This is a genomic window from Salinilacustrithrix flava, assembly GCF_041228405.1.
In the GTDB taxonomy this organism is placed as follows: Bacteria; Actinomycetota; Acidimicrobiia; order Acidimicrobiales; family Salinilacustritrichaceae; genus Salinilacustrithrix; species Salinilacustrithrix flava.
In genome coordinates this window covers 1,317,264-1,340,515 of record NZ_CP133888.1, presented here as the reverse complement: position 1 = coordinate 1,340,515, position 23,252 = coordinate 1,317,264, and the positions used below count along the sequence as shown (strand labels likewise).

Here is a 23,252-nt window from a genome sequence, read left to right as displayed (position 1 = left end):
GGCACCCCGGCCGGGGCAAGGGTCTGGCCTGCCCCGCCCTCAGCCGACGTGGACGTCGGCGCTGATGACGAGGGTGCCCTCGACGTCGAGCACCGGCGTGCGCACCACGGCGACGCGGCCGTCGTCGTGCAGCACCTCGGGCGTCACCGAGAACGGGCCGTGGAGCGCGGGGCGCAGGTAGCGGACCGCGGCGCTCACGGTGCGGGCCGGGCCGCCCCTGTGCTGCGCGACCGCGCCCGCCGCGGCGGCGTCGATGAAGGTCGTGGCCACGCCGCCGTGCAGGCCGCTCATCCCGTTCGTGCGGTCGGGGCCGTGGTCCATCGACCAGGTGCCGGCGCCGTCGTCGCGGATGCCCAGGTACTCGGGCAGCGGCTCGGTGAGGTGGCAGCGACCGTCGAACATCGCCTGGAACGCGCCGTGCCGCTCGCTCATGTCCGAGTCTGGCTCGGGGGGCGGGCCGAGGAAGGCGATCTGCTGGGTGCTGGCCGCCACGAGCGCCCCGGAGGCGTCGTGCACGTCGAGCTCGACCACGCCGGTGCGCTTGCCCCGACGCAGCGTGCGAGCCGTGGTGGACAGCGAGCCCTGCGGGGCCCGGAGGCGGTGCACGGTGATGTCGGCGTGGACCCAGGGGCTGAACTCCTCGCCGGCGAGGGCGCCGGAGGACCCCATGTCCAACAGCACGCCGAGCACGCCGAAGTTCACGTGGCCGTCGGCGTCGAGCAGGACCGGTTCGTCGGGGAGCCGGACCGCGCTGCGGTCCTGGTCGAAGGAGAGGCCGAGCCGGCCGAGCACGTGCCGGCGGACGTCCGGGAACAGGTCGTCGCTCACCGCGCCAGTCTCTCTTGACCGGGCGGTCAAGTTCCAATCGGATCGAGGAGCAGGGGCAGCACCAGGGCGGCGGAGTCGGGGCAGTGGGGGTGCCGGTCGAGGAAGGCGGCCAGCTCGGTGACCGGGACCGTGCGCACCTCGACGACCTCGCCGTCGGGGCACGGGTAGGGGCCGTCGTGGGTGCACTCGTAGAACCGGCCGTTGATGGCGGCGCCGTCCTCGTCGTAGGTGCCCGAGCCGAGCGGGCGCAGCGGGGCGTCGATGCCCGCCTCCTCGGCCAGCTCTCGGGCGGCGGCCGCATCCCAGGCCTCGCCGGCGTCGAGCACGCCACCGAAGCAGAGGTCCCAGGCGCCGGGGTACACGTCCTTCCAGTCGGCACGCCGGTGCACGACGATGCGGTCGTCGGTGGTCCGGACCACCACGTAGACGGCCCGGTGGCGCAACCCCTCGGCTCGCATCTCGGCCCGGGTCGCCGTGCCGATCACCCGGTCGTCGCGGTCGACCACGTCGACCACCGCGTCGCCGGCCTCCGTCGCCGCCCGTTCCTCGTCCACGGCGGCGAGGCTAGGGGGCGGGGCGGGTTCGGCCGGCGGGCCCATCGGAGACCCCACCTCCCCGTACGGACCCGCCGGTCGAGAGCTGCTCAGGGCTGGTGAGCGTCCACCGGCCTGAGGCTGAGTCGGGTGGCGCCGTCGGTCATCTCGAGCCAGCCCCGCCCCTCGGTGACCTCGATCATCGAGAGCCCGTCGGCCCAGGCGTCGAGGGTGCCGGGGATGACCACGGCGAGCACGCCGCTGGTGGGGCGGGCGCCGGTGATGGTCGCGGCGCGACCGGGTCCGGCGCCGTCGTGGAGGATCCCGTCGATGCTGACGGAGTCGACGTCTCGGCTGGAGAAGAGCGCTTGGAACTGCACGGGGCGACCTCGGTGCGGAGCGGCCGGGGGAAGTGGCCGGTTCCTACCCCCGCGCCGGCCGCGTCATTCGACGCCCGGGCGGGCGCGGCGAGGGCCGGCGCCCTTCGGCGCCGGCCCTCGTCTCGTGCTCGTCGGGCCCGGGGATCCCGGGCCGGCGCTAGCGCTCTTCCTTGAAGGTGACGTGCTTGCGGAGGACGGGGTCGTACTTCGACAGCTCGAGGCGCTCGCGAGTGTTGGTCTTGTTCTTGCGGGTCACGTACGTGTACCCGGTGCCACCGGTGCTCTTGAGCTTGATGATGGGGCGCTTGTCGTTCTTCGGCATCAGACCTTGACTCCCTTGCGGCGCATGTCGGCCAGCACGGCGTCGATGCCCTTCTTGTTGATCGTCTTGATGCCCTTGGCGGACACCGTGAGGGTGACCCAGCGCTTCTCGGACTCGACCCAGAAGCGCTGCTTCTGGATGTTCGGGGTCCAGCGGCGGTTGCCGCGACGATGGGAGTGGGAGATGGTCTTGCCGAACGACGGCTTGCGACCGGTGACCTGGCAGATCTTCGACATGGTGCTTCCTTCGAGGGGCGCACACCGCCTCACGGGCGTGAGCGCGGGCGCCGGTACGAGCGACGGAATATTCTCGCAGGCGCGCCGGGGGAACGACAACCCGGCGCCGGGCCGGCTCGTCGGCGGTGGAAACCACATCCATGTAATCACAGGTGTGGAAGATGCTGTGGATAACCCCGGCACCCGGGCCTGGACGTTCAGAACTCCTCGGTCCGGGGCGCGAACTCGTCCCAGTCGCCGGCGGGTTCGGGGCTGGCGGCGGGTGCGGGTGCGGGAGCGGGAGCGGGAGCAGCGGCGGCATCCGGTCCGCCCCGACGGAACCCGGTGCCGGTGACGACCACGGCGGCGAGGCCGGTGGTGAGCGGCACGGCGGCGACCAGCCCGATGCTGCCGACCAGGGTGCGGATGATCTCCACGGCGACGATCTCGGACGTGACCGACTCGGAGAGCCCGATCCCGATGTTGGAGTAGAAGAGCAGCAAGGGCAGGGCGGCGCCGGCGTAGGCGAGCACGAGGGTGTTCACGACCGAGGCGATGTGGTCACGACCGATGCGGACGCCGCTGCGGTACAGCTCGGCGATGCCGTAGCCGGGGTTCGCCTCCCGCAGCCGGGCCACGGCCGACACCTGGGTGACGGTGACGTCGTCGAGCACGCCCAGGCTGCCGAGCACGATGCCGGCCAGCACCAACCCCCGCACGTCGACCCCCTCGGCCGACACCATGAGGAAGATCTGGTCCTCCGACGCCAGCCCGGTGATCTGGGCCGCGGAGGTGAACACCGCGGCGAGCAGGCCGGTGAGACCGAGCGCGGCGAGGGTCCCGAGCAGCGCGACCGTGGTCGTGTCGTTGATGCCGTGGGAGAGGTAGAGCGCGGCCACGGCGATGATCACCGAGGACACCAGCGCGATGCCGAGCGGCGGCTTGCCGTCGAGCAGGGCGGGGAACGCGTACGCGAGCAGGACGATGCCGGACACGACGAGGCCGGCGAGGGCGCGCAGGCCCTGGAACCGTCCCATCGCGATGACCGCCACCACGAAGATGCCGAGCAGGAGCAGCATCGGCCGGGATCGCTGGTAGTCGGCGAAGGTGTAGGCGATCCCGCCGTCGGGCACCTCGTACTCGTTGACCACGATGCGGTCGCCCGCGTCGAACGATGGGCTACCGGGCTGGGGGTACAGCTCGAAGCTGCCGGTCCGGCCGGCGTTGGCGCCGCTCGTGATGTCGAGCAGGATCTCCTCGCAGACGATGGGCGCCCCGCCGAAGTCGGTGCCGGCGCACTCGATCTCGGCCGTGCCGGTGACGGTGGCTTCGACGCGCTGTCCCTGCCCCTGCACGGCCGACGGGATCGCGACCCCGCCGTCGGGTCGCCAGACGAACAGACCGATGGCGGTGAGGACGACGATGGCCAGCACGGCCAGGCGGAGGGCGCGGGCCACCTCCGGGGCGGTGCCCAGATCGTGGGAGTGATCGTGCACGCCAGCCATGGTCGCCCACCGCGCCGACTGCGGCGCGGACCGTCGCCGGTACGGTCGGGCCCGATGGAGCCCTCCACCCACCTCGCCCACCTGCGCGTCGACATCGACCGGATCCTCGCCACACCCGCCGAGCACCTCGGTGCCCTGGTCAAGGCGTGCCCAGGATGGACGGTCACCGACCTGCTGGGTCACCACGCCGGGGTCTTCCGCTTCGCCACCGCCCAGCTGCGGGCCGAGCCCGGGTCCGACTTCGTCCCGTTCGACCCACCCGAGGAGGGCGTCCCGCCCCTCGAGATGCTGGCGGTCGCCGGCGAGGAGCTCCTCGCCGCCCTGGCCGAGACGGACCCCACCGAGCACCGCCCCAACTGGGCGGACGCGCCGACGGCGGCGTTCTGGTTCCGCCGCCTGGCCCACGAGACCGCGATCCACCGGGTGGACGTGCAGCTCACCCACACGACCCCGGATCCCATCGACACGGCGCTCGCCGTCGACGGCGTCGACGAGCTGGGCGAGGTGTTCCTCCGCCACGCCGGACGCCGCGGCATCACCGGCACCGGCGAGACCGTGCACCTGCACGCCACCGACGACGCGGTCGCCTCCGGCGAGATCGGCGGCGGCGAGTGGATGTTCACCTTCCACGAGGACGGCGTCGAGGTCACCCACGACCACGGCAAGGGCGACATGGCGGTGCGCGGACCGGCCGGCCAGCTGGTGCTGTTCGCCTGGAACCGCCGCCCCGTCGAGGTCGAGTGCTTCGGCGACCCGGATCCACTGGCGTTCTGGGCCGAGACGGTGCGGATCTAGCACCCTGGCCGGATGACCGCTCCCCCCGTCGATCCCGAGCTGCTCACCTGGGCCGTCGAGCTCACGAAGGAGGCGGGCCGGCGGACGCTCACCCGCTTCCGCAGCGACGACCTCGCCATCGAGGCCAAGGGTGACGGCACCCCGGTGACCGAGGCCGACAAGGACGCCGAGGCCTACATCCGCGCCGAGCTCACCGCCGCCCACCCCGACGACGCCGTGCTCGGCGAGGAGGAGGGCGACCAGGAGGGCACCACGGGCCGACGCTGGATCATCGACCCGATCGACGGCACCAAGGCCTTCATGCGCGGCGTGCCGCTGTACTCGAACCTGCTCGCCGTCGAGGACGAGCACGGCTGGGCGATCGGCGTCATCAACCTGCCCGCCGCCGGCGAGTGCGTGTATGCCGGTCGGGGCCTCGGCGCGTTCCAGGACGACCGCCAGGGCGAGCGGCGCCCGGCCCGGGTCGGTCCACGCTCCTCGGAGCAGCCGTTCCTCACCGCATCGGGCTTCACCCGCTGGGACGACGACGCGCTCCTGCGGGTGAAGCACGCCGGCTGGGGCCTGCGCACCTGGGGTGACGGCTTCGGCTACGCGATGGTCGCCACCGGTCGCATCGATGCCATGGTCGACCCGTCGGCTGCGCTGTGGGACATCGCGCCGATGCCGGTGATCCTGTCCGAGGCCGGCGGCCGGTTCAGCGCCTGGTCCGGCTCACCCGACCCCCGTGAGGGCTCGGGCGTGGCCACCAACGGCGAGGGACACGACGACCTGCTCGCACTCCTCCGTGGAGATGCACCCGCCTGAGGGGAACCCCCCTCCCCGAACTGGCAGTGCTGGTGTCGCGCGCGCTCAGGCGACGCCGACGAACACCGCGGCCCGGACGCCGAAGTCGGACAGCTCCTGGAGGAACGGCACCGGCTCGACCCGGGGTGCGAGGCCGGCGGCGCCCGGTTCGAAGCGTCCGTCGAGGCACCAGCGGGCCGCGAGGCCGGCCACGGCACCGGCGGCCACGGCCGGGCGGTCGATGGCACCCACGACCTCGCAGACGACCTCGCCGGCGCGGCGGCCGCGGACCTCGACCCGGATGGCGCCGATGCGGCCCTCGGGGTGGGGCCGGCGGAGCATCGGCAGCAGGGCGAGGAGGCGCTGGCGGCGGTTGGCCGCCTGCCGGGCCGCGATGCGGGCCGCGCCCGGGAACGCCGGACGCAGGAGCAGGGCGTCGGGCAGGGCAGCCCGGTAGCAGTCCAGCGATCCGACCGGGTCAGGGAACACGCTGAGCTCGCGCCCCGAGCCGCCCCGACGCCGAACCCACTCGCCGTCGCGCCAGTCGATGGCCCGGGCGGCGAGGGCTCGGTGGTGCTGGCGGGCGCAGGCCGGGCCGCCGGTGCCGAAGCGGGAGAGGTGGATCTCGTCGACCTCGTCGACCCAGTCGGCGAGGTGGCGGGCGAGCACGCAGCTGAGCCCGGGGGAGAACCCGGCGCCGACCACCACCCGGACGCCGGCGGCGCGGGCTCGGCCATCGAGCGCGAGCAGGCCTTCGACGTCCGAGATCGCATCGCTGGTCGAGACGACGTCGACCCCGAGGTCGATGGCCCGCCGAGCCGCCTCCAGGTGCGCGCCGACGGGTCCGGCCAGGACGACGACCCCGACGTCGGCGGCGATGGGCTCACCGATGCGGGCGGCCGATCCGAGAGAGCGCTGCAGCGCGAGCGGGCGCTCCCCGTGGGCGGCGAGCACGACCGAGTCGATGCCGTCCGCCGAGCTGAGCTGGCGGGCGGCGCGGGCGCCGGTGGCGCCGACGCCGAGGACCCCGGCGGTGCGGCGTGGGTCCGAGGCTGGGCTCACGTGAGGTCGGGACCGCGCAGCTCGCGCCATCCCCCGGTCTGCGGGGGTGTGCCACCGGTGCCGCGGATGCGCAGCCCGGCAGCGATGAACGCAGCGACGCCCAGGGCGGCGATGGCTCGGCGCAGCAGCGTCATCGGGGCCTCGTCTTTCCGGGATCAGGCCGAAGTTCTGAGGCTCTGCCGAAGAACTTCAAGCTGGCCGAAGGCCAGCCGTGGGGCTAACAAGAATCGAACTTGTGACCTCACCCTTATCAGGGGTGCGCTCTAACCGACTGAGCTATAGCCCCGGAGGAGGGGACAACATAGCAGCAGCACCCCGGGGCCCGACCAAGCGAGCACCCGGGCGGTCGGTGCTCAGCGCTCCGCGCTGGAGGTGGTCTGGCGCTCGGCGGTGCGGTCGGGGCGGGGTGCGCTGCTCGAGCCGTTCGGCGTCGGCGGCGGACCGCCGGGGGCGCCGCTGCTGCGACGGCGGGCCGGGGCCACGATGAGGTCCTCGTCGATGACCGTCATCCGGATGCCGCCCGTGAGGTCGCTGATCAGGTTGAACAGGAGGGCGCCGAGGATCGCGACGAACACGCCGAGCGCCGCCAGCAGCAGGCCGGCGACGGCGGCGGCGCGGAAGACGACCTCGCCGAGGATCTCGAAGGTGTCGTAGCCGCCGGCGTCCTCGAAGAACCCCTCGATGCCGTCGATCGTGCCGACGCGATCGGCCGCCTGCCACAGCAGGTAGCCGCTGGTCATGCCGACGAGGTACCCGCACAGGGAGAAGACCAGAGCGAGCTTGGCCACGGACCAGATCTCGAGGTGGCGGACGACGCGGTGGACCTTGCGGACCTTGCGACCGCGGCCCCGTCGGGAGCGGGATGTCGCCGGCGCGCTCCGTCGCTCGTCCGGCACCGCCGGCTGGGGCCCCGTGGCATCGGGCGACGGCCGCATACCTGTGGGGTCGGTCGACATCGTGCTCCAGTGTAGGAATGGGCGTCCCGCTCGCCCGACCGCGGCGATCGTAGCGGTGGCACCCCCGGACGCGGTGCCGCCCGGTGAGCGCTCCCGCACGCCCACCGGGTCGGCCGCTGCACTGCTCCGCCCGGCAGCGCTGCCCGCTCGCACCCCGGCCCAGCTCCGGGGTTGCGGTCCTGCTCCCTCAGGCTCCGATGACGGAACCTGCCTGGCGCCGGCCCAGGGCCTGCAGGCCGAGGCCGGCCAGCAGCAGGGTGGCGCCGACGATGGCCAGCAGCGTCGTGGTGCTGGTGCCGGTCGCGGCCAGAGCGGTCACCTGCGCACCTCCCGGGGTCCGGGTGGTCACCGAGCCGAGCACCTCAGGGGTGCGGTTCGGGTTGACGCTCGGTGCGGCAGACGGGGAGGCCGGGGCTGCCGGCGCCGGGGTGTTGGTCACGGCCGGCCGGGTCGGGGCGGCCGGCTGGGCCGGGACCGCCGGCACGACCGGCTTGGTGACCGTGTCGGCCGAGATGATGACAACCGGCTTGGCCGGCTCGGGCTCCGGATCGGCCTGCTGCTCGGGCTGCTCGGTGACCTCGGGGGCCTCGGTGCTGTCACCCTCGACGACCACGTCGTCGTCGCCGCCGTTGTCGGTGCCGTCCTGACCGGTCGGGTTGTTCTCGTTCCCGTCGCCCGGCGCGCCGTCGCTGTTGCCGCCGGCGTTGCCGTCCTCGTTCCCGTCACCTTCGTCGTCGCCGGTGCCGTCGCCTTCGCCGGTCCCGCCACCGGTGTTGTTGCCGTCGCCTTCGACGACCTCATCGTCTTCGATCGGATCGTTCTCGCACGGCTCACCCTCCTCGTGGTCGCCCTCGAGGATCTGGTCACCGTGGTTCGTGTGACCGTTGAGGGCGCCATCGTCGTCCACCTCGAGGACACGGCCCTCGTGGCAGACCAGCGTGCGGGTGGTCCCGAGACCGGGGTGCTCCTGGCCCGACCGATCGCGGTCCTTGCCCGGCGTGCCCTCCGGCTTCTCGGCCAGGGCGGCGGGGGCGGCGACGGAGAGCACGAGGCTGATCACGCCGGTCGACACGAGGAGGCGACGGACGCCTCGGGTGGTCTTGGACTGCATGTGAACTCCGTTCGGAAGCTGGCGACCGGTCATCTGCCCATCGCCTGGGTCAGAACGGACCGGTCTCGCCACTCACTCCCCGCACGGCCGTTAGGCGGCCGAGTTCACCTCGAGAGGTGAGCCGTGCGGATCATCGTGTTCCGTAGGATTCCGACGCTGTGAACGCCGTGAGTGACAGTGTGCTCACTCTCAGCGGTCAGCACATGGGCCGAACGGCCCATTGTCAACCGATCGTCACTTCCGGGACTTCTGGTTCGGACCGGTCCGACCATTCCGCCCGCCTCGCTGCGTGGTCGGAGCACACTCCGGACGCGGCGGAGCCGCCCGGGTGACCGGGCGGCTCCGCGTGGTTCCGATGTGCGATCGGTCAGCTCGTCCGAGCAGCGCGGAGGCGGGTGCTCGTCACGTGGAAGCCGAAGCCCAGCAGCACCAGGCCCAGGCCGAGCGCAGCCAGGTAGGTGTTCTCGTCACCGGTGCGGGGCAGCGAACGGACCGTCTGGGCGCCGAGGACCTGCGTGTTGCGGTCCGTGGCGCTCTCGACGGCCGGCTGCGCCGGGCTGGCCGGCGTGGCCGGGTTGACCTCGGGCTCGGCCGGCGTCGCCGGGGTCACCGGGTTCTGCACGACCTCATCACCCTCGACATCGGTGTCGGAGTCGGTCTCCTCGACGGTCTCGCCACCCTCGTCGGCGCCATCGCCCTCGTCAGTGCCCTCACCGTCGTCGATGACGTCGACGTCGTCACCATCGTCACCCTCGTCGGAGTCGTCGTCACCCTCGTCGGTGCCGTCGTCACCCTCGTCGCCGTTGTCGTCGTCGTTGTCACCGGTGTCGTCCTCGTTGTCACCGGTGTCGTCCTCGTTGTCACCGGTGTCGTCCTCGTTGTCACCGGTGTCGTCGTCGTTGTCATCGTCATCCGGCTGCTGACCGGGGGCGCCATCCCGACCGAGGCAGAGACCCTCGTTGTCGTCCTCGAAGTCGTCGTCGTTGCCGCAGCCGTTGTTGCCGTCCTGATCGTCCTTGTCGACGCCGCCTTCCCCACCGGGCTTGTCGGCACCACCGTTGGACCGATCCGGTCCCCGACCGTCGTCGTCGGGATCGGACTGGGCGTTGCCCTGGGTCCCGGAACCACCGGGCTCGACCGAGCGGTCCTTGCCGGAGGGATGGGCGTTGTCGCCGTCGTCGGCCACATCCGACGTGGCGCTCGTGCCGTCACGCTCGGGCTGGCTGGCGCCGACGAGGCCGGCGCTGCCGAAGACCAGCGCGAGGGCACCGATCAGGAGGGAGAACGTCTGGAGGAATCTGCTGGATGGGTGTCGCATGGCTGGCTCCACTTGGGGGGTCGGGCCGCGCGAGGTCGCGCGGCAGCTCACGTCGGACCACCGTCTGCCGCCCCGCCCGCCGTGTCTGTGCTCGGCGTGGTCCCGAAGGACCGTGGGTGGATCACTCGGTGCGTCCCTGTCGGCTCGCTCTCTGTCCAGGGCGGCGGTGGAGGTGAACCCCGATATGCGCGATCTGACGACTTTCTGTGGCAATCCGTCCGACACTTTCCGTGGTCACCCCGCGACGTGCTGCGCTCGTGAGATTTCCACCACGGAGCGTGCGGAAGCGCCGTCACTCCCGGGTCCTGTCGGTGCCGGCGGCTAGAATCACCCTGTTGTGATTCGCCGAGAGGTCACCCCTGTGCCCCCGGCTCCCCCATGGGGAGCGGTGCGCGACACGGTGATCGACCGCCCGGCTGCACCCACCGCCCACCGCCAGGAGCCTGCCCGTGTCTGATCAGAGCCCCCCGCCGCCCGGCGACGGCACGGCCACCGACGAAGAGCACTTCGACATCGAGCCGATCCAGCTCCAGGACGAGATGGAGAACTCGTTCCTCGAGTACGCGATGTCGGTGATCATGCAGCGGGCCCTGCCCGATGCGCGCGACGGCCTCAAGCCCGTGCACCGCCGGATCCTGTGGGGCATGGAGGACATCGGCGCCCGCCCGGACCGCAGCCACATGAAGTGCGCCCGCATCACCGGCCACGTCATGGGCCACTTCCACCCCCACGGCGACGGCGCCATCTACGACGCCCTCGTGCGCATGGCCCAGCCCTTCTCGCTGCGCCACCCGCTGGTGGACTTCCACGGCAACTACGGCAGCCCCGACTTCGGCCCGGCTGCCGCCCGCTACACCGAGTGCCGCCTCGCGCCGCTCGCGATGCGCCTCCTCGACGGCATCAACGAGGAGACCGTCGACTTCACCGACACCTACAGCGGCGAGTTCACCGAGCCCTCCGTCCTGCCGGCCCGGTTCCCGAACCTGCTGGTCAACGGCTCCGAGGGCATCGCCGTCGGCATGGCCACCAAGATCCCGCCCCACAACCTGGGCGAGGTCATCGACGCCACCGTCCACCTCCTCGAGAACCCCGAAGCCCAGGTCGAGGACCTGATGAAGTTCGTGAAGGCACCGGACTTCCCCACCGGCGCCCTGCTCATGGGCCGCCAGGGCGTGATCGACGCCTACACCACCGGCAAGGGCACCGTGAAGCTCCGGGCCCGGGCCGAGATCATCGAGGGCAAGCAGCGCGACACCATCGTCGTCACCGAGATGCCCTACCAGACCTCGATCTCGGCCACCGCCGCCAAGATCAAGGAGCTGGTCAACGACAAGGTCGTCGAGGGCATCGCCGATGTCAACGACGCCTCGGCCAAGGGCGCGACCAAGCTCGAGATCACCCTCAAGCGCGACGCCCCGGGCCTCGTCGTGCTCAACAACCTCTACAAGCACACCCCGCTGCAGACCAGCTACTCGATCAACATGGTCGCCCTGGTCGACGGGGTGCCCCGCACCCTCAACCTCCTCCAGGCGCTCCAGTCCTACGTCGGGCACCAGATCGAGGTCATCACCCGGCGCTCCGAGTTCCGCCTGCGCAAGGCACGGGACCGGGCCCACATCGTCGAAGGCCTCATCAAGGCCCTCGACATGATCGACGAGATCATCGCCGCCATCCGGGCCTCGGCCGACAAGCCCGCCGCTCGCGAGGCGCTCATCGCCGAACCCTTCGAGTTCTCCGACGTGCAGGCCGAGCACATCCTCGACATGCAGCTGTCGCGCCTGACCCGGCTCGGCCGCGAGCAGCTCGAGTCCGAGCTGGCCGAGCTGGCCGAGACCATCGCCGAGCTCGAGGCGATCCTGGCCGACGACGCCAAGCTCCGCCAGGTCATCAAGGACGAGCTGGTCCAGATCCGGGCCGACTACGCCACCGACCGCCGCTCGGAGATCACCCTCGATCCCGGCGACATCGACATCGAGGACCTGATCGACGACGAGGAGCTCGTCGTCACCCTGTCCCACCGTGGCTACATCAAGACCGTCGAGGCCGACAGCTTCCGCCGTCAGGGCCGCGGCGGCCGGGGGGTCGCCGGCGCCAAGCTGCGCGACGAGGACTACGTCACCAAGATCCTCACCACCACGGCCCACGCCTACCTGCTGTTCTTCTCCAACCGCGGCAAGGTGTACCGCCTCAAGGCCCACGAGATCCCCAAGAAGGACCGCACGGCCCGGGGCACCGCCATCGTGAACCTGCTCCAGCTCGAGCCGGACGAGCGGGTCGAGGCCATCATCGACACCCGCGACTACGAGACCGCTCCCTACCTCTTCTTCGCCACCAAGCAGGGCCAGGTCAAGAAGACGAAGTTCTCCGAGTACGACTCGGGGCTGCGCACCGGGCTGATCGCCATCAACCTCCGCGACGGCGACGAGCTGGTCAAGGTCCTGCCCACCGACGGCAACTCGGACATCTTCATGGTGTCCAAGCGGGGCATGACCATCCGGTTCAACGAGAGCGAGGTCCGCTCGATGGGCCGGGCCGCCGCCGGCGTGCGGGGCATGAAGCTCAAGGACGACGAGGATCAGGTCGTGTCCTGCGACGTCGCCCGGGACGACACCGCCATCCTCATCGTCACCACGGCCGGCTACGGCAAGCGCACCCAGCTGGACAAGTTCAACTCCCAGGGCCGCGGTGGCCAGGGCGTCCGGGGCATCAAGATCACGGCCAAGAAGGGCGAGGTCGTCTCGGCGTTCATGGTCGGCATCGACGACGAGATCTTCGTCATCGCCTCCACCGGCACGACCATCCGCATGGAGGTCCGGGGCATCTCCTCCCAGGGTCGCGACGCCACCGGCGTCAAGGTCATGGACGTCTCCGACGACGTCCACGTCGCTGCCGTGGCGCCGGTACTGTTCTCCGAGGACAGCGAGGAGTAGCCCTCCCGCTGGCGACTTCCCCCGGGTTGCGCTCCTGGGAGGTCGCCATGTCCATCCACCGCTCCGACCGAGGGCAGGCCACACCGCTGTGGGCCGTCGTCCTCGTGCTCGCCGGGCTCCTGCTCGTCCCCACCGGGCTGCTCGTCCGCGCCACGGTCCAACGGGCCGAGGCCCGCTCCGCCGCCGACGCCGCAGCCCTGGCCGGCGCGCTCGAGGGCGAGGACGCGGCCCGATCCGTGGCCGAGGCCAACGGCGGCGAGCTGATCGACTACCAGGCCCGGGGCGACCTCGTCGAGGTCACCGTGATGGTCGGGGATCGGCGGGCCACCGCTCGGGCGGAGCGCTCCCTCCGCCTGGAGACGCCATCCCCGCCCGACCGATGACCCGGGGCCATGGTGCGCTGCGAGCCCCACCGGGCATGCTTCGTGGGATGAGCTCGCAGCGGGTCGGCACGGGGATCGGGTGGCTGCGCATCCGCAGCGTGATCCTCCTCGGCCTGCTCGTGCCCGTGCTCGGCCTCGCCGTCATCTCGGGGAGGGAGATCGCCGGCAAGCAGGACGAACGGGACGCATCGGTCCGCCTCCGGGATGCGGCGGACCAGCTCCGGGCCGGGATCGACTTCCGCTCGGCCGTGGCGACCGAGGAGATCCACTCGACGGTGCTCGGACTCGCCCTCGATCTCGGGATCGACGCCGACGACACCGAGCAGATCGACGCGCGGCGGGTCCGGGCTGACCTGGCCGACGCCCGCGGCGCCGTCGACGACGCCCGCGCCGAGGAGGCCGGGCCGGTCGTCGCCGACGAGCTCCGCCGCCTCGATGACCTGCGCGCGGACCTGGACGCCGGCCGCGCCGGCCGGGATGCGGTCTCGGACGTCTTCACCGAGCTCAACCTGGCGCTGGCCGAGCAGTGGGAGGTCGACCTCGCCGAGATCGAGCGGACCGCAGACCTGCAACCCCAGACCGGGGCGGTGCGCGCCCGGCTCCGCACCCTCCGCTACTCGATCGAGGCGTTCTCCCTCGGTGGGCCACGCATCAACACCGCACTCGAGCTGCTCCTCGACGGGCCGACCACGGCGGCCACCGAGCGCTTGGTCGGCCTCAACGACCGGTTCGCGATGGCCGTGCTGCGGGCCACGCCCCCCGAGGGATCGGCGGCCGAGCGCGCCTGGCGCACCTTCGAGCAGGACGAGTCCGTGGCGATCACCGAATCGACCCTGTCGGCGGCGGTCGACGTCGGGCTCGGTTCGTCGCCGCCCTGGCAGGAGCTGGAGCTCGGCCTCGTCGCCGCCGGCCTGGCGGACGGTGAGCGGTGGGGGCTGCTGCTCACCGAGGTGGTCGGCGCCGCAGCGCGGGACCTCTCGGAGGCCGCCGACGCCCACGCGGCCGACGCCGGCTACGACGTCCGCAACGAGACCCTGCTCGCCGCCGGCCTCGTGCTGGCGTCGGTGGCCGTCGGGTTGGTCACGGCCGCGGCACTCGCCCGACCGGCCCGTGACCTGCAGGCGGCCGCGCGCCGCGTGGAGGCCGGGGACTTCGAGTCCGACCCGGTCCCGGTCCGGGGCCCGAGCGAGCTGCGCGAGACCGGCGTGGCCTTCAACGACATGGCGGCCACCCTCGCGGCCGTGGAGGACCACGCCGTCGCCCTGGCCGAGGACCCCGACGATCCCGTGCTCGACGACCCGCTTCCCGGACGGACCGGCCTCGCGCTGCAGCAGGCGATCGACCGGCTGCGCACCTCGGTCCACCAGGCCGAGACCCACCGCGCCGAGCTGTTCGAGCTGGCGACCCACGACGGCCTCACCGGCCTGCTCAACCGGGCCGCGGCCTTCACCGCCATCCAGCGCGACCTGTCCCGCGCCCGCCGCGACGGCACGCACCTCCTCGCGTTCTACGTCGACCTCGACGGGTTGAAGCAGCTCAACGACACCTACGGCCACGACGTCGGCGACGAGGCCATCGTCCGCACCGCAGAGGCCCTGCGCACCACGACCCGCGAGAGCGACGTGGTGGCCCGGCTCGGCGGGGACGAGTTCATGGTCGTCGGTCCGGTGCCCGAGGGTGGTCGGGAGGAGATCGCCGCCTTCGCCGAGCGCATCCGGGCCGCCGTGTCCCTGCAGTCCGTCACGCTCGACCACGACGAGGCCGCACCCCTGCGGTGCTCCATCGGGGTGGCCCTGTCCGACGAGCGGACGGCCACCGCCGAGGGCCTGGTCCGCGCCGCCGATGAAGCCATGTACGCGGCCAAGCATGCCGGCCGCGACCGGATCGCCTGGGTCGACGCGAGCCCCGAACCACGTGACGGCACCCCGCGATAGCGCGAACAGCGCGCAGATCGGGCCCTTGTACCCTTCACTCGGTGCCCGATTCGTCCGATGAAGGGGACATGGGCGCGCCGCACCTCCCCGACCCCCGGCGCGCTCGTCGCTATCCACTGCACGTGCTGCTGCTGGTCGGGATGCTCGTGCCCCTCCTGGGAGCGACCCTCGTCGCCGGGTCGGTGGTGCGGGACCGGTACGTGGTCCGCTCGGCATCGTTGGCACTGGAGTCCCGCGCCGCAGACCTCGCGCTCCAGACGCAGTTCGTGTCGGCGCTCGCCGCCGAGGAGACCCACAGCAACCTCCTCGCCCTGGCCGCCGGGTACGACGGGGACGCCCAGGACACCTTCGACTTCGACTTCGACGTGACGCGGGCCCGGTTGGCCGGCGCCCGGGCGGTCGTCGACAGCACCCGGTTCGCCGATCTGCGCACGACCCTCGCCCTCGACGAACCCCTGCAGCGGTTCCGGGCGCGCATCGACCTCGGCTCCGCCGACTACGAGGCGGTCAGCACCTTCTTCGACATCACCGACGTCACGATCGAGCTCGCCTGGGAGGCCGCGATGGAGGAGGTGAACCGCTACGCCGACCAGGAGGCCCTGCCGGCCGGGCTGCGCATGCGACTGCGGAGCCTGCGCGGCGTCATGACCGCCCTGAGCGTCAGCGATGACCGCATCGACCACACCATCGCGCTGCTCACCTCGACCCCGACCGCCACGCGGACCCGGTTGCTGATCGACAGCTCCGCCCGGTTCGCCGCCGGGCTCGACGCCACACGGGAGACGGCCAGCCCGCGCCTGGCCGGCACGCTCGACCGACTGGAGTCCTCCCCGGCCGCGCAGCGCACCGAGGAGGCGATCGATGTGGCCACCCAGATCGGCCTGGGCGTCGCACCGCCGCTCGGCGACGTCGAGCCGGCCGTCCTCGCCGCCAGCCTCACCGACGGGGCCCGCTGGGCGATCCTGCTCACCGACGTCGTCCGGGCCGCGGCCGTCGACCTCGAGGAGGCCGCCTCCGAGCACGCGGCGTGGGCCCAGCGGACGATGGCGATCCAGCTGCTGGGGATGAGCGCGCTCGTGGTCGTGTCGATCGGGGTCGGCACGGCGATGACCCGGGCGATCACGGGGCCCGTCCACCGGCTCGAGGGCGCCGTGCGCCAGGTGGAGGCCGGGGAGTTCCAGCTCGAACCGCTGCCGGACCGGGGTCCCCGGGAGCTGGCCGCGATGGCCCGCGCCTTCAACGACATGTCCGGCACCCTCGCCGCGGTCGAGGACCACGCCGTCGCCCTCGCCGCCGACCCCGGATCACCGGTGCTGGACGAGGCGCTTCCCGGGCGGACCGGGGAGGCCATGCAGGCGGCCATCGACCGCCTGCGGGCCTCGATCGCGGAGGCCGAGGCCCGCCGGGCCGAGCTCGTCGAGCTCGCCTCCCACGATGCCCTCACCGGTCTGCTCAACCGGGGCGCGGCCATGGAGGCCCTCGCTCGTGATCTCGCCCGGGCGAAGCGGGACGGCTCCTCCCTGCTCGCCCTCTTCATCGACCTCGACGGCCTCAAGGCGATCAACGACACCTACGGCCACGCCACCGGGGACGAGGCCATCCGGGGCGTCGCTGACGCGCTCGTCGCTGCCACCCGGGACGGCGACGTGGTCGCCCGGCTCGGCGGCGACGAGTTCCTGGTCGTCGGCCCCCTCCCGAAGGGAGGCCACGCCGACGCCGACGGCTTCGCCCACCGGCTCCACGACGCCGTGCGCGCCCGGACGGTGCGCACCAGCGACGGGACCGAGGTCTCGCTGCGGTGCAGCATCGGTGCCGCCGTGTCCGGCCCCGACACCGCCACCGTCGACGACCTGGTGCGGACCGCCGATCTGGCCCTCTACGAGGCCAAGGACGCCGGGCGGGACCGGGTGGCGTGGGCGCCCGGCACGGGACGCCGCCTCGACCGGATGACCTGAGCCGCTCAGCTGCCGTCGTCGACCTGGTCGAGCCGGACCGCGCCCGAGACGAGGAGCCGGAACCGGCCCCGGCCCGTCTTCTCGATCCGGATCGGCGCCTCCCGCTCGTCGAGCCGCCGCTTCAGCAGGATCAAGCGGCTCTCGAAGTTGTCCCGGAAGGCGGGCAGGTCGAGGCTCGGATCGAGTCGGACCTCCCGGTTGGTGAAGTCGGTGCGGCCCTCGCGCTCGTGGTGCCCGAGCAGGGCCCAGAGCAGGCGGCCGGCCACCCCCTTGATGAGGTACTCGCCGTCGAGGAACACGCTGCCGTCCACGGCGAAGAACCGCACGTGCGTGGCCTCCCCCACCTGGCTGGACGACCTCGCCTGCCCCGGAGCAGCAGGGGCCATCGGGAGGGCGTCGCGCTCGTGGGCCCGGTCCGACTCGATCGCGTTGGCGAGGATCGTGGCGACGACCGTCAGGATCGCTTCGTCCGCGGGACCGAAGGCGACCGTCTTGCGGCTCTCCACGGTGAGCACGCCGACGAGCTGACCCAGCACCATCGCCGGCACGGCGCAGCGGCTCGCCGAATCGGGGAGCCCCGGCACCGGCACCTCGCGCCCCGGCGAGACAGCGCCGCTGTCCTCGTAGGACCGCCGCACGCGGCGCGAGTACTTGCTGACCTGGGTGACGTTCCCGACGGTGACGGGGGTGCACCGCTCGGCCGCGAGGCCGATGAGCCCGTCGCCGAGCGCGACCTCGGAGCCCACCCCCTCGGCGTCGTAGCCGTGGCTGGCGATGGTGTAGAGCCGGGTGCCCTCCTCGTCCACCAGGAGGAGCAGCGAGTGCTCGTAGCCGAACAGCTCGGCCAGGCCCGACACCGCGGTCTGGACCATGGTGTCGAGGTCCGGGCACCGGCCGAGGCGCAGGCTCAGCTCCGAGATCCGGCCGGCGTCCAAGCCGTCCCGGGCCCCGGCCAGGGCCGACCGGTCCACGGGCGGCAGACCCGACGGGACGGACTGGATGTCGGTCACCCGGTAGACGTCCGCGGCCCGCAACCGGTACACGTCCTGCATGCCCTCGAGCGCGGCTGCGACGTCGACGTCGACGCGGAGGCGGTCGAAGACCGGGCCCCGGCGGTCGGTGCGCTCGTAGCGCAGGTGCAGCCGGTACTGCTCGTAGCTGCGGGGGTCGATCACGAGCAGGTCGGCCTCGGGGTTCTCCACGAGGTTCTTCGCGGTCTTGGAGAAGAACTGGTTGGAGAGCGCGACCCGCTCGTCGTCGACCATGCGCACCTTCGAGAGGTACGTGACGTTGGGGACGCCCTGGGCCGAGGCGGTGGCGATGACCGAGGGGATGGCGCCCTCGAAGCAGGGTGCGATGTCGCGGAGCGTGAGCCGCTCGACGTTCAGGTCCATCCCGCCTCCACCTGCGCGCCCGCACCCGGGCCGGGCGTCTGGTCGTACAGCTCCTCGACCTCCACGACGGCGACCAGGTAGCCGGGGGGCACCATCCGCTCCGTGAGGAGCCGGGGGAAGAAGTCGGTCTCCTCGATGTCGCGGAACAGCTCCTCGTTGTGCACGTGGCAGCGCTCGAGGTCGGCCGGGCCCGGCACGTTCTCCACCTCGGTGACGCGTCCCTTGAGCTGCACCGAGCGCAGCGTCCGCACATCCGCGCTCGTGACTGCGATCGGTCCACCGGCGTCGAGGTGGGTGCGCAGCTCCGCGTCGGAGGCGTCCAGGAGCAGCCGGACGGTGGTGGGGCCCACGACCGAGCATCCCCACCCCCGCTGGGCGTGCGGCACCCCGTCCGCGGATGCGGTGCCGACGATCGTGGCGCAGCCCCGCTCCAGGAAGGCCCGCAGGGCCTCGTCGATCACCGATGCCACCTCTGACGCCGTGCCTCGCCGCCGGTCCCGTGCCGGTTCGGATGTTCTTAGCATTCCATGCCGGTGCTTTGAGGAGCACGGTCCATCGGGATCCCGGATCATGCGATCCAGGAGCGGGACGCGCCTCGGGACCGCCGAGCACCGCTCCGTCAGGAGAACCACGTGACCACCATCGAGACCACCACCCCGACCGTCCCCCTCCGCCTCGTCGTCGTCGACCTCTACCGGGACATCCACAAGGGCATCCGGGCCGAGCTGTTCGGCGTCACCGAGCGGGCCGGCAACGTCGATCCCACCGACCACGCCGACAAGGCGGACCTCGCCGCCCACGTCCACCGCATCGTCGAGCTGCTCGTGATCCACGCCGAGCACGAGGACGGCCACGTCCAGCCGGTGCTCGAGCGGCACCTGCCCGCCCTGGCGGAGCAGGTGGCGTCCGACCACGAGCGCCTCGAGGCCCGCATCGCGCTGCTCGCCGAGCAGGCCGCCGACATCGTCGACGGCCCGGGGAACCCTCGCTGGAACGGCCATCGCCTCTACGTCGAGCTCGCCTCGTTCACCAGCTCCTACCTCGCCCACCAGGACCTCGAGGAGCGGGTGATCATGCCGGGGCTCGAGGACGCGATCGGCGCCGACGCCTGCCTCGACATCCACCAGGCCGTCGTGGGTTCGATCCCACCCGATGAGCTGGCCACCAGCCTCGCCGTCATGCTCCCGGCCATGAACATCGACGACCGCGTCGAGCTGCTCGGGGGCATGCAGGCGGGCGCGCCCGCCGAGGTCTTCGCCGGTGTGTGGAGCCTGGCGACCTCGGTGCTCGACCAGCGCGAGCTCGAGGCCCTGGCCGCCCGCCTCGGTCGGTGACCTAGATATCGACGAACTTGACGTCCTTGGCGTTGGTGACGATGAAGTCCTTGCGGGCGGCGACGTCGTCGCCCATCAGCACGGACATGACCTCGTCGGCCAGCGCGGCCTGCTCGACCGTGACCCGGAGCAGCGTGCGGCTCTCCGGGTTCATGGTCGTGACCTCGAGCTCGGACGCGTCCATCTCGCCCAGGCCCTTCAGGCGCTGGAAGTCCTTCTTGTGGTTCGGGTGCTCGGCCAGGAACGCCCGCTGGGCCCGGTCGTCCTTCAGGTAGATCTTGGACTTGCCCACCTGGGTGGAGAACAGCGGCGGCTGGGCGATGTAGATGCAGCCGGCCTCGACGAGCGGCTTCATCTGGCGGAAGAAGAAGGTGAGCAGCAGCGTGCGGATGTGGGAGCCGTCCACGTCGGCGTCGCACATCGCGATGATCTTGTCGTAGCGACGCTTCTCGACGTCGAACTCCTCGCCCACACCGGCGCCGATGGCGGAGATGAGGGCCTGGATCTCGGTGTTCTTCAGCATCTTGTCGATGCGGGCCCGCTCGACGTTGAGGATCTTGCCGCGGATGGGAAGGATCGCCTGGGTGCGGGGGTCTCGGGCCGACACGGCCGAACCGCCGGCGGAGTCGCCCTCGACGATGAACAGCTCGCGCTCGGCGCGGTCCTTGGCCGAGCAGTCCTTGAGCTTGTCGGGCATGCCGGCGCCGTCGAGCAGCGTCTTGGAGCGGATGGCGTTGCGGGCGTTCTTGGCCGCCTCGCGGGCCTGGGCCGCCGAGTAGGCCTTCTTGATGACCTTGTTGGCCTCGGTCGGGTTCTCCTCGAACCACTGGGCCAGGTACTCGTTGGTGACCTTGGTGACCAGCGAGCGCATCGAGGTGTTGCCGAGCTTGGCCTTGGTCTGGCCTTCGAACTGGGGCTCCTGGAGGCGCACGGACACCACGGCCGTGAGGCCCTCGCGGACGTCGTCACCGGTGAGGACCAGGTCCTTGACGTTGCCGGGCCGGTTGTCCTTGGCGTAGTTGTTCACCACGCGGGTGAGAGCCGTCTTGAAGCCCTCCTCGTGGGTGCCACCCTCGATGGTGGAGATGCCGTTGGCGAAGCTGTGGATGCCGTCGCGGTTGTAGCCGGTGTTCCACTGGAAGGCGACCTCGACCTCCTGCGTGCCCGCGTCGTCCTTGCCCTCGAGGAACCCGACCTTGGACCAGAGGGCATCCTTGGTCTTGTTGATGTGGCGGACGAAGTCCTGGATGCCGCCGGCGTACTTGTAGGTCACGCGCTCGTTGTCGTGGCCCTCGCGCTGGTCCTGGTAGCGGATCTCCAGGCCCCTGTTGAGGAAGGCCATCATCTGCAGGCGCTCGAGGATCGTGCGGGACACGAACTCGGTGGTCTCGAAGATGGTGTCGTCCGGCCAGAACGTGACCGTGGTGCCGGTCCGGCCCCGAGGGGAGTCGCCAGTGACCTTCAGCTTTCCCTGGGGCTTGCCGCCGTCGCCGAACTCCATGACGTGGTGCTTGCCGTCGCGGTCGACCTCGACGATGACCTTGCTGGACAGCGCGTTGACGACGGAGACGCCGACGCCGTGGAGGCCGCCGGAGACCTTGTAGCCCTCGCCGTCGAACTTGCCGCCGCCGTGCAGCTTGGTGAGGGCGATCTCCACGCCCGACATCCCCTGCTGCTTGTTCATGTCGGTGGGGATGCCACGACCGTCGTCGACGACCCGGCAGGCCCCGTCGGGGAGGATCGTGACGTCGATGCGGGTGGCGTGGCCGGCCATGGCCTCGTCGACGGAGTTGTCGACGACCTCCCACACGCAGTGGTGCAGGCCGTTCGGTCCGGTGGACCCGATGTACATGCCGGGACGCTTCCGGACGGCCTCGAGACCCTCCAGGACCCGCATGTTGTTGGCGCCGTACGACGTCGTCTCAGCAGCCAAAACACACTCCTCAGGAACCAAATGACAGTGGTGGCATCCTACCAGCGGGGGTCGGACATCCCGGCCATCTGGGGCCCGCTCAGGCCCGGCGCGACGGGCGTCCCGGGCGGGCGACGCGGACCTCGACGGCGGTGACGCGACCCGGCCCCAGCAGCTCGTCGAGGCGGGTGAGCAGATCCTGCTCCAGCCACTTCACGTGGCTCACGACCGCGGGGTCGTCGGCCTGCAGCACCAGCGTGGCGCGCTCGAGGGAGACGGGCCGGGTCTTGGTGGCGAGCACGCCCCCGACCACGTCGGACCAGCGGTTGAACACCAGCTCGATGGCGTCGGTGCCCGGTGAGCCCATGCCCCGGACCACCCGGTCGAGCAGGGAGGCGAGCTCGCTCGGTGGCGTCGTGGTGAGTGCCACCTGGAGCTCGTCGAGGTCGTCGTCGCGGTCCACGCGCCGAGTGTGGCACTCCCCCACCGACGACACCCCGGGCTCCCGGGTCAGCCGTCGGGTCCGATGCGTCCGTCGGCGACCCGCAGCACCAGCTCCGGCTCGGTCTGGCGGGGCAGCGGACCGGCGGTCGTGAGCAGGGTCTGGCCCGGGGGAAGGTGCGCGAGCAGGGCCTCGGTGCGACCGTCGTCCAGCTCGGACAGCACGTCGTCGAGCAGCAGGATCGGGCTCTCGCCGCTGACCTCGGTGATGGCCCGGTGGACGGCGAGGCGCATGGCCAGGGCGAGGGATCGCTGCTCGCCCTGGCTGGCGTGCGTGCGGGCCGGCAGGTCGTCGATGCCGAGCACGACCTCGTCGCGGTGGGGGCCGACCGTGGTCACCCCGCGCCGCAGGTCCTGGTCGCGCGCGTCGGCGAGGGCCCGGGCGAGCCCGACCGCACGCCACGGGGCGTCGTAGGTGCCCGAGACGGGGAGGGCGATGCCGGCCAGGTCCCGGTAGGCCTGGGTCATGCGGGGCACGAGCTCGGCCAGGGCGGCCTCCCTCCGCTCCGCCAGGGCCTCGCCGGCCCGGGTCAGGCGGTCGTCCCAGACGTCGAGGGTGAGGGCAGCGGCCTCGTCGAGGCGACCGCGGCTCTGCTTGAGCAGAGCGTTGCGCTGCTTGAGGATGCGCTCGACGTCGCTGCGCACCCCGTCGGTCTGGTGGTCCAGCCCGACGGCCGCGTCGTCCAGCCACCGGCGCCGCTCGGCCGGCCCGCCCTTCACCAGCACGAGGTCGTCGGGGCTGAACAGGGTCACCGACAGCGCTTCGAGGAGATCGCGGCGGCGCTTCACCGGCTGGCGGTTCAGCTGCATGCGGCTGCGGCCGCGAGCGGCGATCTCCGCCTCGACCAGCAGCTCGCGGGGGCCGCGCACGGCCTCGGCCCGCACGACGGCACGCTCGGCCCCGGTGCGCACCATCGCCTCGGTCGTCGCGCCCCGCAGCGAGGAGCCGGCCAGGTAGGCCACCGCCTCGAGCAGGTTCGTCTTGCCCTGCCCGTTGCGGCCGATGATGGCCGTGGTGCCGGGCGGGAGGGTGACGTCAGCCGACTCGTAGCTGCGGTAGTCGGTGAGCCAGAGGTGGCGGAGGTGGAGGGCCAGAGCGCT

General features: G+C 72.0%; 23 protein-coding genes and 1 tRNA gene. 7 read left to right on the top strand and 17 right to left on the bottom strand.

The features are described 5' to 3' along the window. Window positions 1-39: 39 nt before the first annotated feature. The 6 genes from RGQ06_RS06730 to RGQ06_RS06705 form a co-directional block, all read right to left on the bottom strand. Complete coding sequence (locus RGQ06_RS06730) at window positions 40-828, bottom strand: hotdog domain-containing protein (protein WP_432427335.1); 789 nt, start codon at window positions 826-828, stop codon at window positions 40-42. 26 nt (window positions 829-854) lie between these two features. Further along, window positions 855-1,382 carry an NUDIX domain-containing protein gene (locus tag RGQ06_RS06725; RefSeq protein ID WP_432427336.1) on the bottom strand — a complete coding sequence of 176 codons (528 nt, stop codon included), beginning with the start codon at window positions 1,380-1,382 and terminating at the stop codon, window positions 855-857. 89 nt (window positions 1,383-1,471) lie between these two features. After that, entirely contained in the window at window positions 1,472-1,741 is a 270-nt protein-coding gene (locus tag RGQ06_RS06720; protein WP_432427337.1) for a hypothetical protein, read from the bottom strand. A gap of 157 nt (window positions 1,742-1,898) precedes the next feature. Continuing rightward, a complete protein-coding gene (gene rpmG, locus RGQ06_RS06715; protein WP_432427338.1) occupies window positions 1,899-2,063 on the bottom strand; it encodes a 50S ribosomal protein L33 in 165 nt (54 codons plus the stop codon). After that, on the bottom strand, window positions 2,063-2,299 hold the full coding sequence (rpmB, locus tag RGQ06_RS06710) for a 50S ribosomal protein L28 (RefSeq protein WP_432427339.1): 237 nt from the start codon (window positions 2,297-2,299) through the stop codon (window positions 2,063-2,065). The genes rpmG and rpmB overlap by 1 nt, the downstream gene beginning before the upstream one ends. Window positions 2,300-2,496: 197 nt before the next feature. After that, window positions 2,497-3,774: a YibE/F family protein gene (locus RGQ06_RS06705; RefSeq protein ID WP_432427340.1), complete on the bottom strand. Its 1,278-nt coding sequence runs from the start codon at window positions 3,772-3,774 to the stop codon at window positions 2,497-2,499. A gap of 63 nt (window positions 3,775-3,837) precedes the next feature. Between RGQ06_RS06705 and RGQ06_RS06700 the strand changes: the two genes are divergently transcribed. Beyond that, entirely contained in the window at window positions 3,838-4,578 is a 741-nt protein-coding gene (locus RGQ06_RS06700) for a maleylpyruvate isomerase family mycothiol-dependent enzyme (RefSeq protein ID WP_432427341.1), read from the top strand. Window positions 4,579-4,590: 12 nt separating this feature from the next. Next, on the top strand, window positions 4,591-5,382 hold the full coding sequence (locus RGQ06_RS06695; protein ID WP_432427342.1) for an inositol monophosphatase family protein: 792 nt from the start codon (window positions 4,591-4,593) through the stop codon (window positions 5,380-5,382). Between the two features lie 45 nt (window positions 5,383-5,427). On the opposite strand, the gene RGQ06_RS06690 is transcribed toward RGQ06_RS06695, so the two are convergent. From RGQ06_RS06690 to RGQ06_RS06665, 6 genes are all read right to left on the bottom strand, one after another. Continuing rightward, entirely contained in the window at window positions 5,428-6,423 is a 996-nt protein-coding gene (locus RGQ06_RS06690) for a hypothetical protein (protein WP_432427343.1), read from the bottom strand. Then, window positions 6,420-6,557 (bottom strand): hypothetical protein, encoded by a 138-nt coding sequence (locus RGQ06_RS06685; RefSeq protein WP_432427344.1) that lies wholly within the window; start codon window positions 6,555-6,557, stop codon window positions 6,420-6,422. Before RGQ06_RS06685 ends, RGQ06_RS06690 begins: the two co-directional genes overlap by 4 nt. A 78-nt stretch (window positions 6,558-6,635) precedes the next feature. Then, window positions 6,636-6,709, bottom strand: a tRNA-Ile gene (locus RGQ06_RS06680). Window positions 6,710-6,776: 67 nt separating this feature from the next. Beyond that, a complete protein-coding gene (locus RGQ06_RS06675; RefSeq protein ID WP_432430709.1) occupies window positions 6,777-7,358 on the bottom strand; it encodes a DUF3566 domain-containing protein in 582 nt (193 codons plus the stop codon). Window positions 7,359-7,566: 208 nt separating this feature from the next. Next, a complete protein-coding gene (locus RGQ06_RS06670) occupies window positions 7,567-8,490 on the bottom strand; it encodes a hypothetical protein (RefSeq protein ID WP_432427346.1) in 924 nt (307 codons plus the stop codon). Window positions 8,491-8,857: 367 nt separating this feature from the next. Next, window positions 8,858-9,808 (bottom strand): LPXTG cell wall anchor domain-containing protein, encoded by a 951-nt coding sequence (locus tag RGQ06_RS06665; protein WP_432427347.1) that lies wholly within the window; start codon window positions 9,806-9,808, stop codon window positions 8,858-8,860. A gap of 449 nt (window positions 9,809-10,257) precedes the next feature. On the opposite strand from RGQ06_RS06665, the gene gyrA reads away from it, so the two are divergent. Genes gyrA through RGQ06_RS06645 form a run of 4 tightly spaced genes read left to right on the top strand, consistent with a single transcriptional unit; the run spans window position 10,258 to window position 17,010 of the window. Next, complete coding sequence (gene gyrA, locus RGQ06_RS06660) at window positions 10,258-12,738, top strand: DNA gyrase subunit A (RefSeq protein WP_432427348.1); 2,481 nt, start codon at window positions 10,258-10,260, stop codon at window positions 12,736-12,738. Between the two features lie 47 nt (window positions 12,739-12,785). After that, window positions 12,786-13,121 carry a pilus assembly protein TadG-related protein gene (locus RGQ06_RS06655; RefSeq protein ID WP_432427349.1) on the top strand — a complete coding sequence of 112 codons (336 nt, stop codon included), beginning with the start codon at window positions 12,786-12,788 and terminating at the stop codon, window positions 13,119-13,121. 47 nt (window positions 13,122-13,168) lie between these two features. Then, window positions 13,169-15,055 carry a diguanylate cyclase gene (locus RGQ06_RS06650; RefSeq protein ID WP_432427350.1) on the top strand — a complete coding sequence of 629 codons (1,887 nt, stop codon included), beginning with the start codon at window positions 13,169-13,171 and terminating at the stop codon, window positions 15,053-15,055. Window positions 15,056-15,096: 41 nt separating this feature from the next. Beyond that, a complete protein-coding gene (locus tag RGQ06_RS06645) occupies window positions 15,097-17,010 on the top strand; it encodes a diguanylate cyclase (protein ID WP_432427351.1) in 1,914 nt (637 codons plus the stop codon). Between the two features lie 5 nt (window positions 17,011-17,015). Here the strand turns inward: RGQ06_RS06645 and RGQ06_RS06640 are convergent, their stop codons facing one another. Both RGQ06_RS06640 and RGQ06_RS06635 read right to left on the bottom strand, forming a co-directional pair. Continuing rightward, a complete protein-coding gene (locus RGQ06_RS06640) occupies window positions 17,016-18,404 on the bottom strand; it encodes a GAF domain-containing protein (RefSeq protein WP_432427352.1) in 1,389 nt (462 codons plus the stop codon). Continuing rightward, window positions 18,395-18,865, bottom strand: coding sequence for a pyridoxamine 5'-phosphate oxidase family protein (locus RGQ06_RS06635; RefSeq protein ID WP_432427353.1), 471 nt, complete (start codon window positions 18,863-18,865; stop codon window positions 18,395-18,397). Before RGQ06_RS06635 ends, RGQ06_RS06640 begins: the two co-directional genes overlap by 10 nt. A 171-nt stretch (window positions 18,866-19,036) precedes the next feature. On the opposite strand from RGQ06_RS06635, the gene RGQ06_RS06630 reads away from it, so the two are divergent. After that, entirely contained in the window at window positions 19,037-19,738 is a 702-nt protein-coding gene (locus tag RGQ06_RS06630; protein WP_432427354.1) for a hemerythrin domain-containing protein, read from the top strand. 1 nt (window position 19,739) lies between these two features. Here RGQ06_RS06630 and RGQ06_RS06625 read toward each other — a convergent pair whose 3' ends face one another. The 3 genes from RGQ06_RS06625 to recF form a co-directional block, all read right to left on the bottom strand. Beyond that, window positions 19,740-21,671 carry a DNA gyrase/topoisomerase IV subunit B gene (locus RGQ06_RS06625; protein WP_432427355.1) on the bottom strand — a complete coding sequence of 644 codons (1,932 nt, stop codon included), beginning with the start codon at window positions 21,669-21,671 and terminating at the stop codon, window positions 19,740-19,742. A 79-nt stretch (window positions 21,672-21,750) separates the two neighbouring features. Next, window positions 21,751-22,113, bottom strand: coding sequence for a DciA family protein (locus tag RGQ06_RS06620; protein ID WP_432427356.1), 363 nt, complete (start codon window positions 22,111-22,113; stop codon window positions 21,751-21,753). A gap of 47 nt (window positions 22,114-22,160) precedes the next feature. After that, window positions 22,161-23,246 (bottom strand): DNA replication/repair protein RecF, encoded by a 1,086-nt coding sequence (recF, locus tag RGQ06_RS06615; RefSeq protein WP_432427717.1) that lies wholly within the window; start codon window positions 23,244-23,246, stop codon window positions 22,161-22,163. Between the last annotated feature and the right edge of the window lie 6 nt (window positions 23,247-23,252).

What these genes read in the sequence shown, in the direction of transcription:
- RGQ06_RS06695 (WP_432427342.1), top strand. Translation starts at nt 4,591, where the DNA reads ATGACCGCTCCCCCCGTCGATCCCGAGCTGCTCACCTGGGCCGTCGAG.
- rpmG (WP_432427338.1), bottom strand. Translation starts at nt 2,063, where the DNA reads ATGCCGAAGAACGACAAGCGCCCCATCATCAAGCTCAAGAGCACCGGT.
- RGQ06_RS06685 (WP_432427344.1), bottom strand. Translation starts at nt 6,557, where the DNA reads ATGACGCTGCTGCGCCGAGCCATCGCCGCCCTGGGCGTCGCTGCGTTC.
- RGQ06_RS06700 (WP_432427341.1), top strand. Translation starts at nt 3,838, where the DNA reads ATGGAGCCCTCCACCCACCTCGCCCACCTGCGCGTCGACATCGACCGG.
- RGQ06_RS06675 (WP_432430709.1), bottom strand. Translation starts at nt 7,358, where the DNA reads ATGCGGCCGTCGCCCGATGCCACGGGGCCCCAGCCGGCGGTGCCGGAC.
- RGQ06_RS06650 (WP_432427350.1), top strand. Translation starts at nt 13,169, where the DNA reads ATGAGCTCGCAGCGGGTCGGCACGGGGATCGGGTGGCTGCGCATCCGC.
- RGQ06_RS06665 (WP_432427347.1), bottom strand. Translation starts at nt 9,808, where the DNA reads ATGCGACACCCATCCAGCAGATTCCTCCAGACGTTCTCCCTCCTGATC.
- RGQ06_RS06655 (WP_432427349.1), top strand. Translation starts at nt 12,786, where the DNA reads ATGTCCATCCACCGCTCCGACCGAGGGCAGGCCACACCGCTGTGGGCC.
- RGQ06_RS06640 (WP_432427352.1), bottom strand. Translation starts at nt 18,404, where the DNA reads ATGGACCTGAACGTCGAGCGGCTCACGCTCCGCGACATCGCACCCTGC.
- RGQ06_RS06670 (WP_432427346.1), bottom strand. Translation starts at nt 8,490, where the DNA reads ATGCAGTCCAAGACCACCCGAGGCGTCCGTCGCCTCCTCGTGTCGACC.
- rpmB (WP_432427339.1), bottom strand. Translation starts at nt 2,299, where the DNA reads ATGTCGAAGATCTGCCAGGTCACCGGTCGCAAGCCGTCGTTCGGCAAG.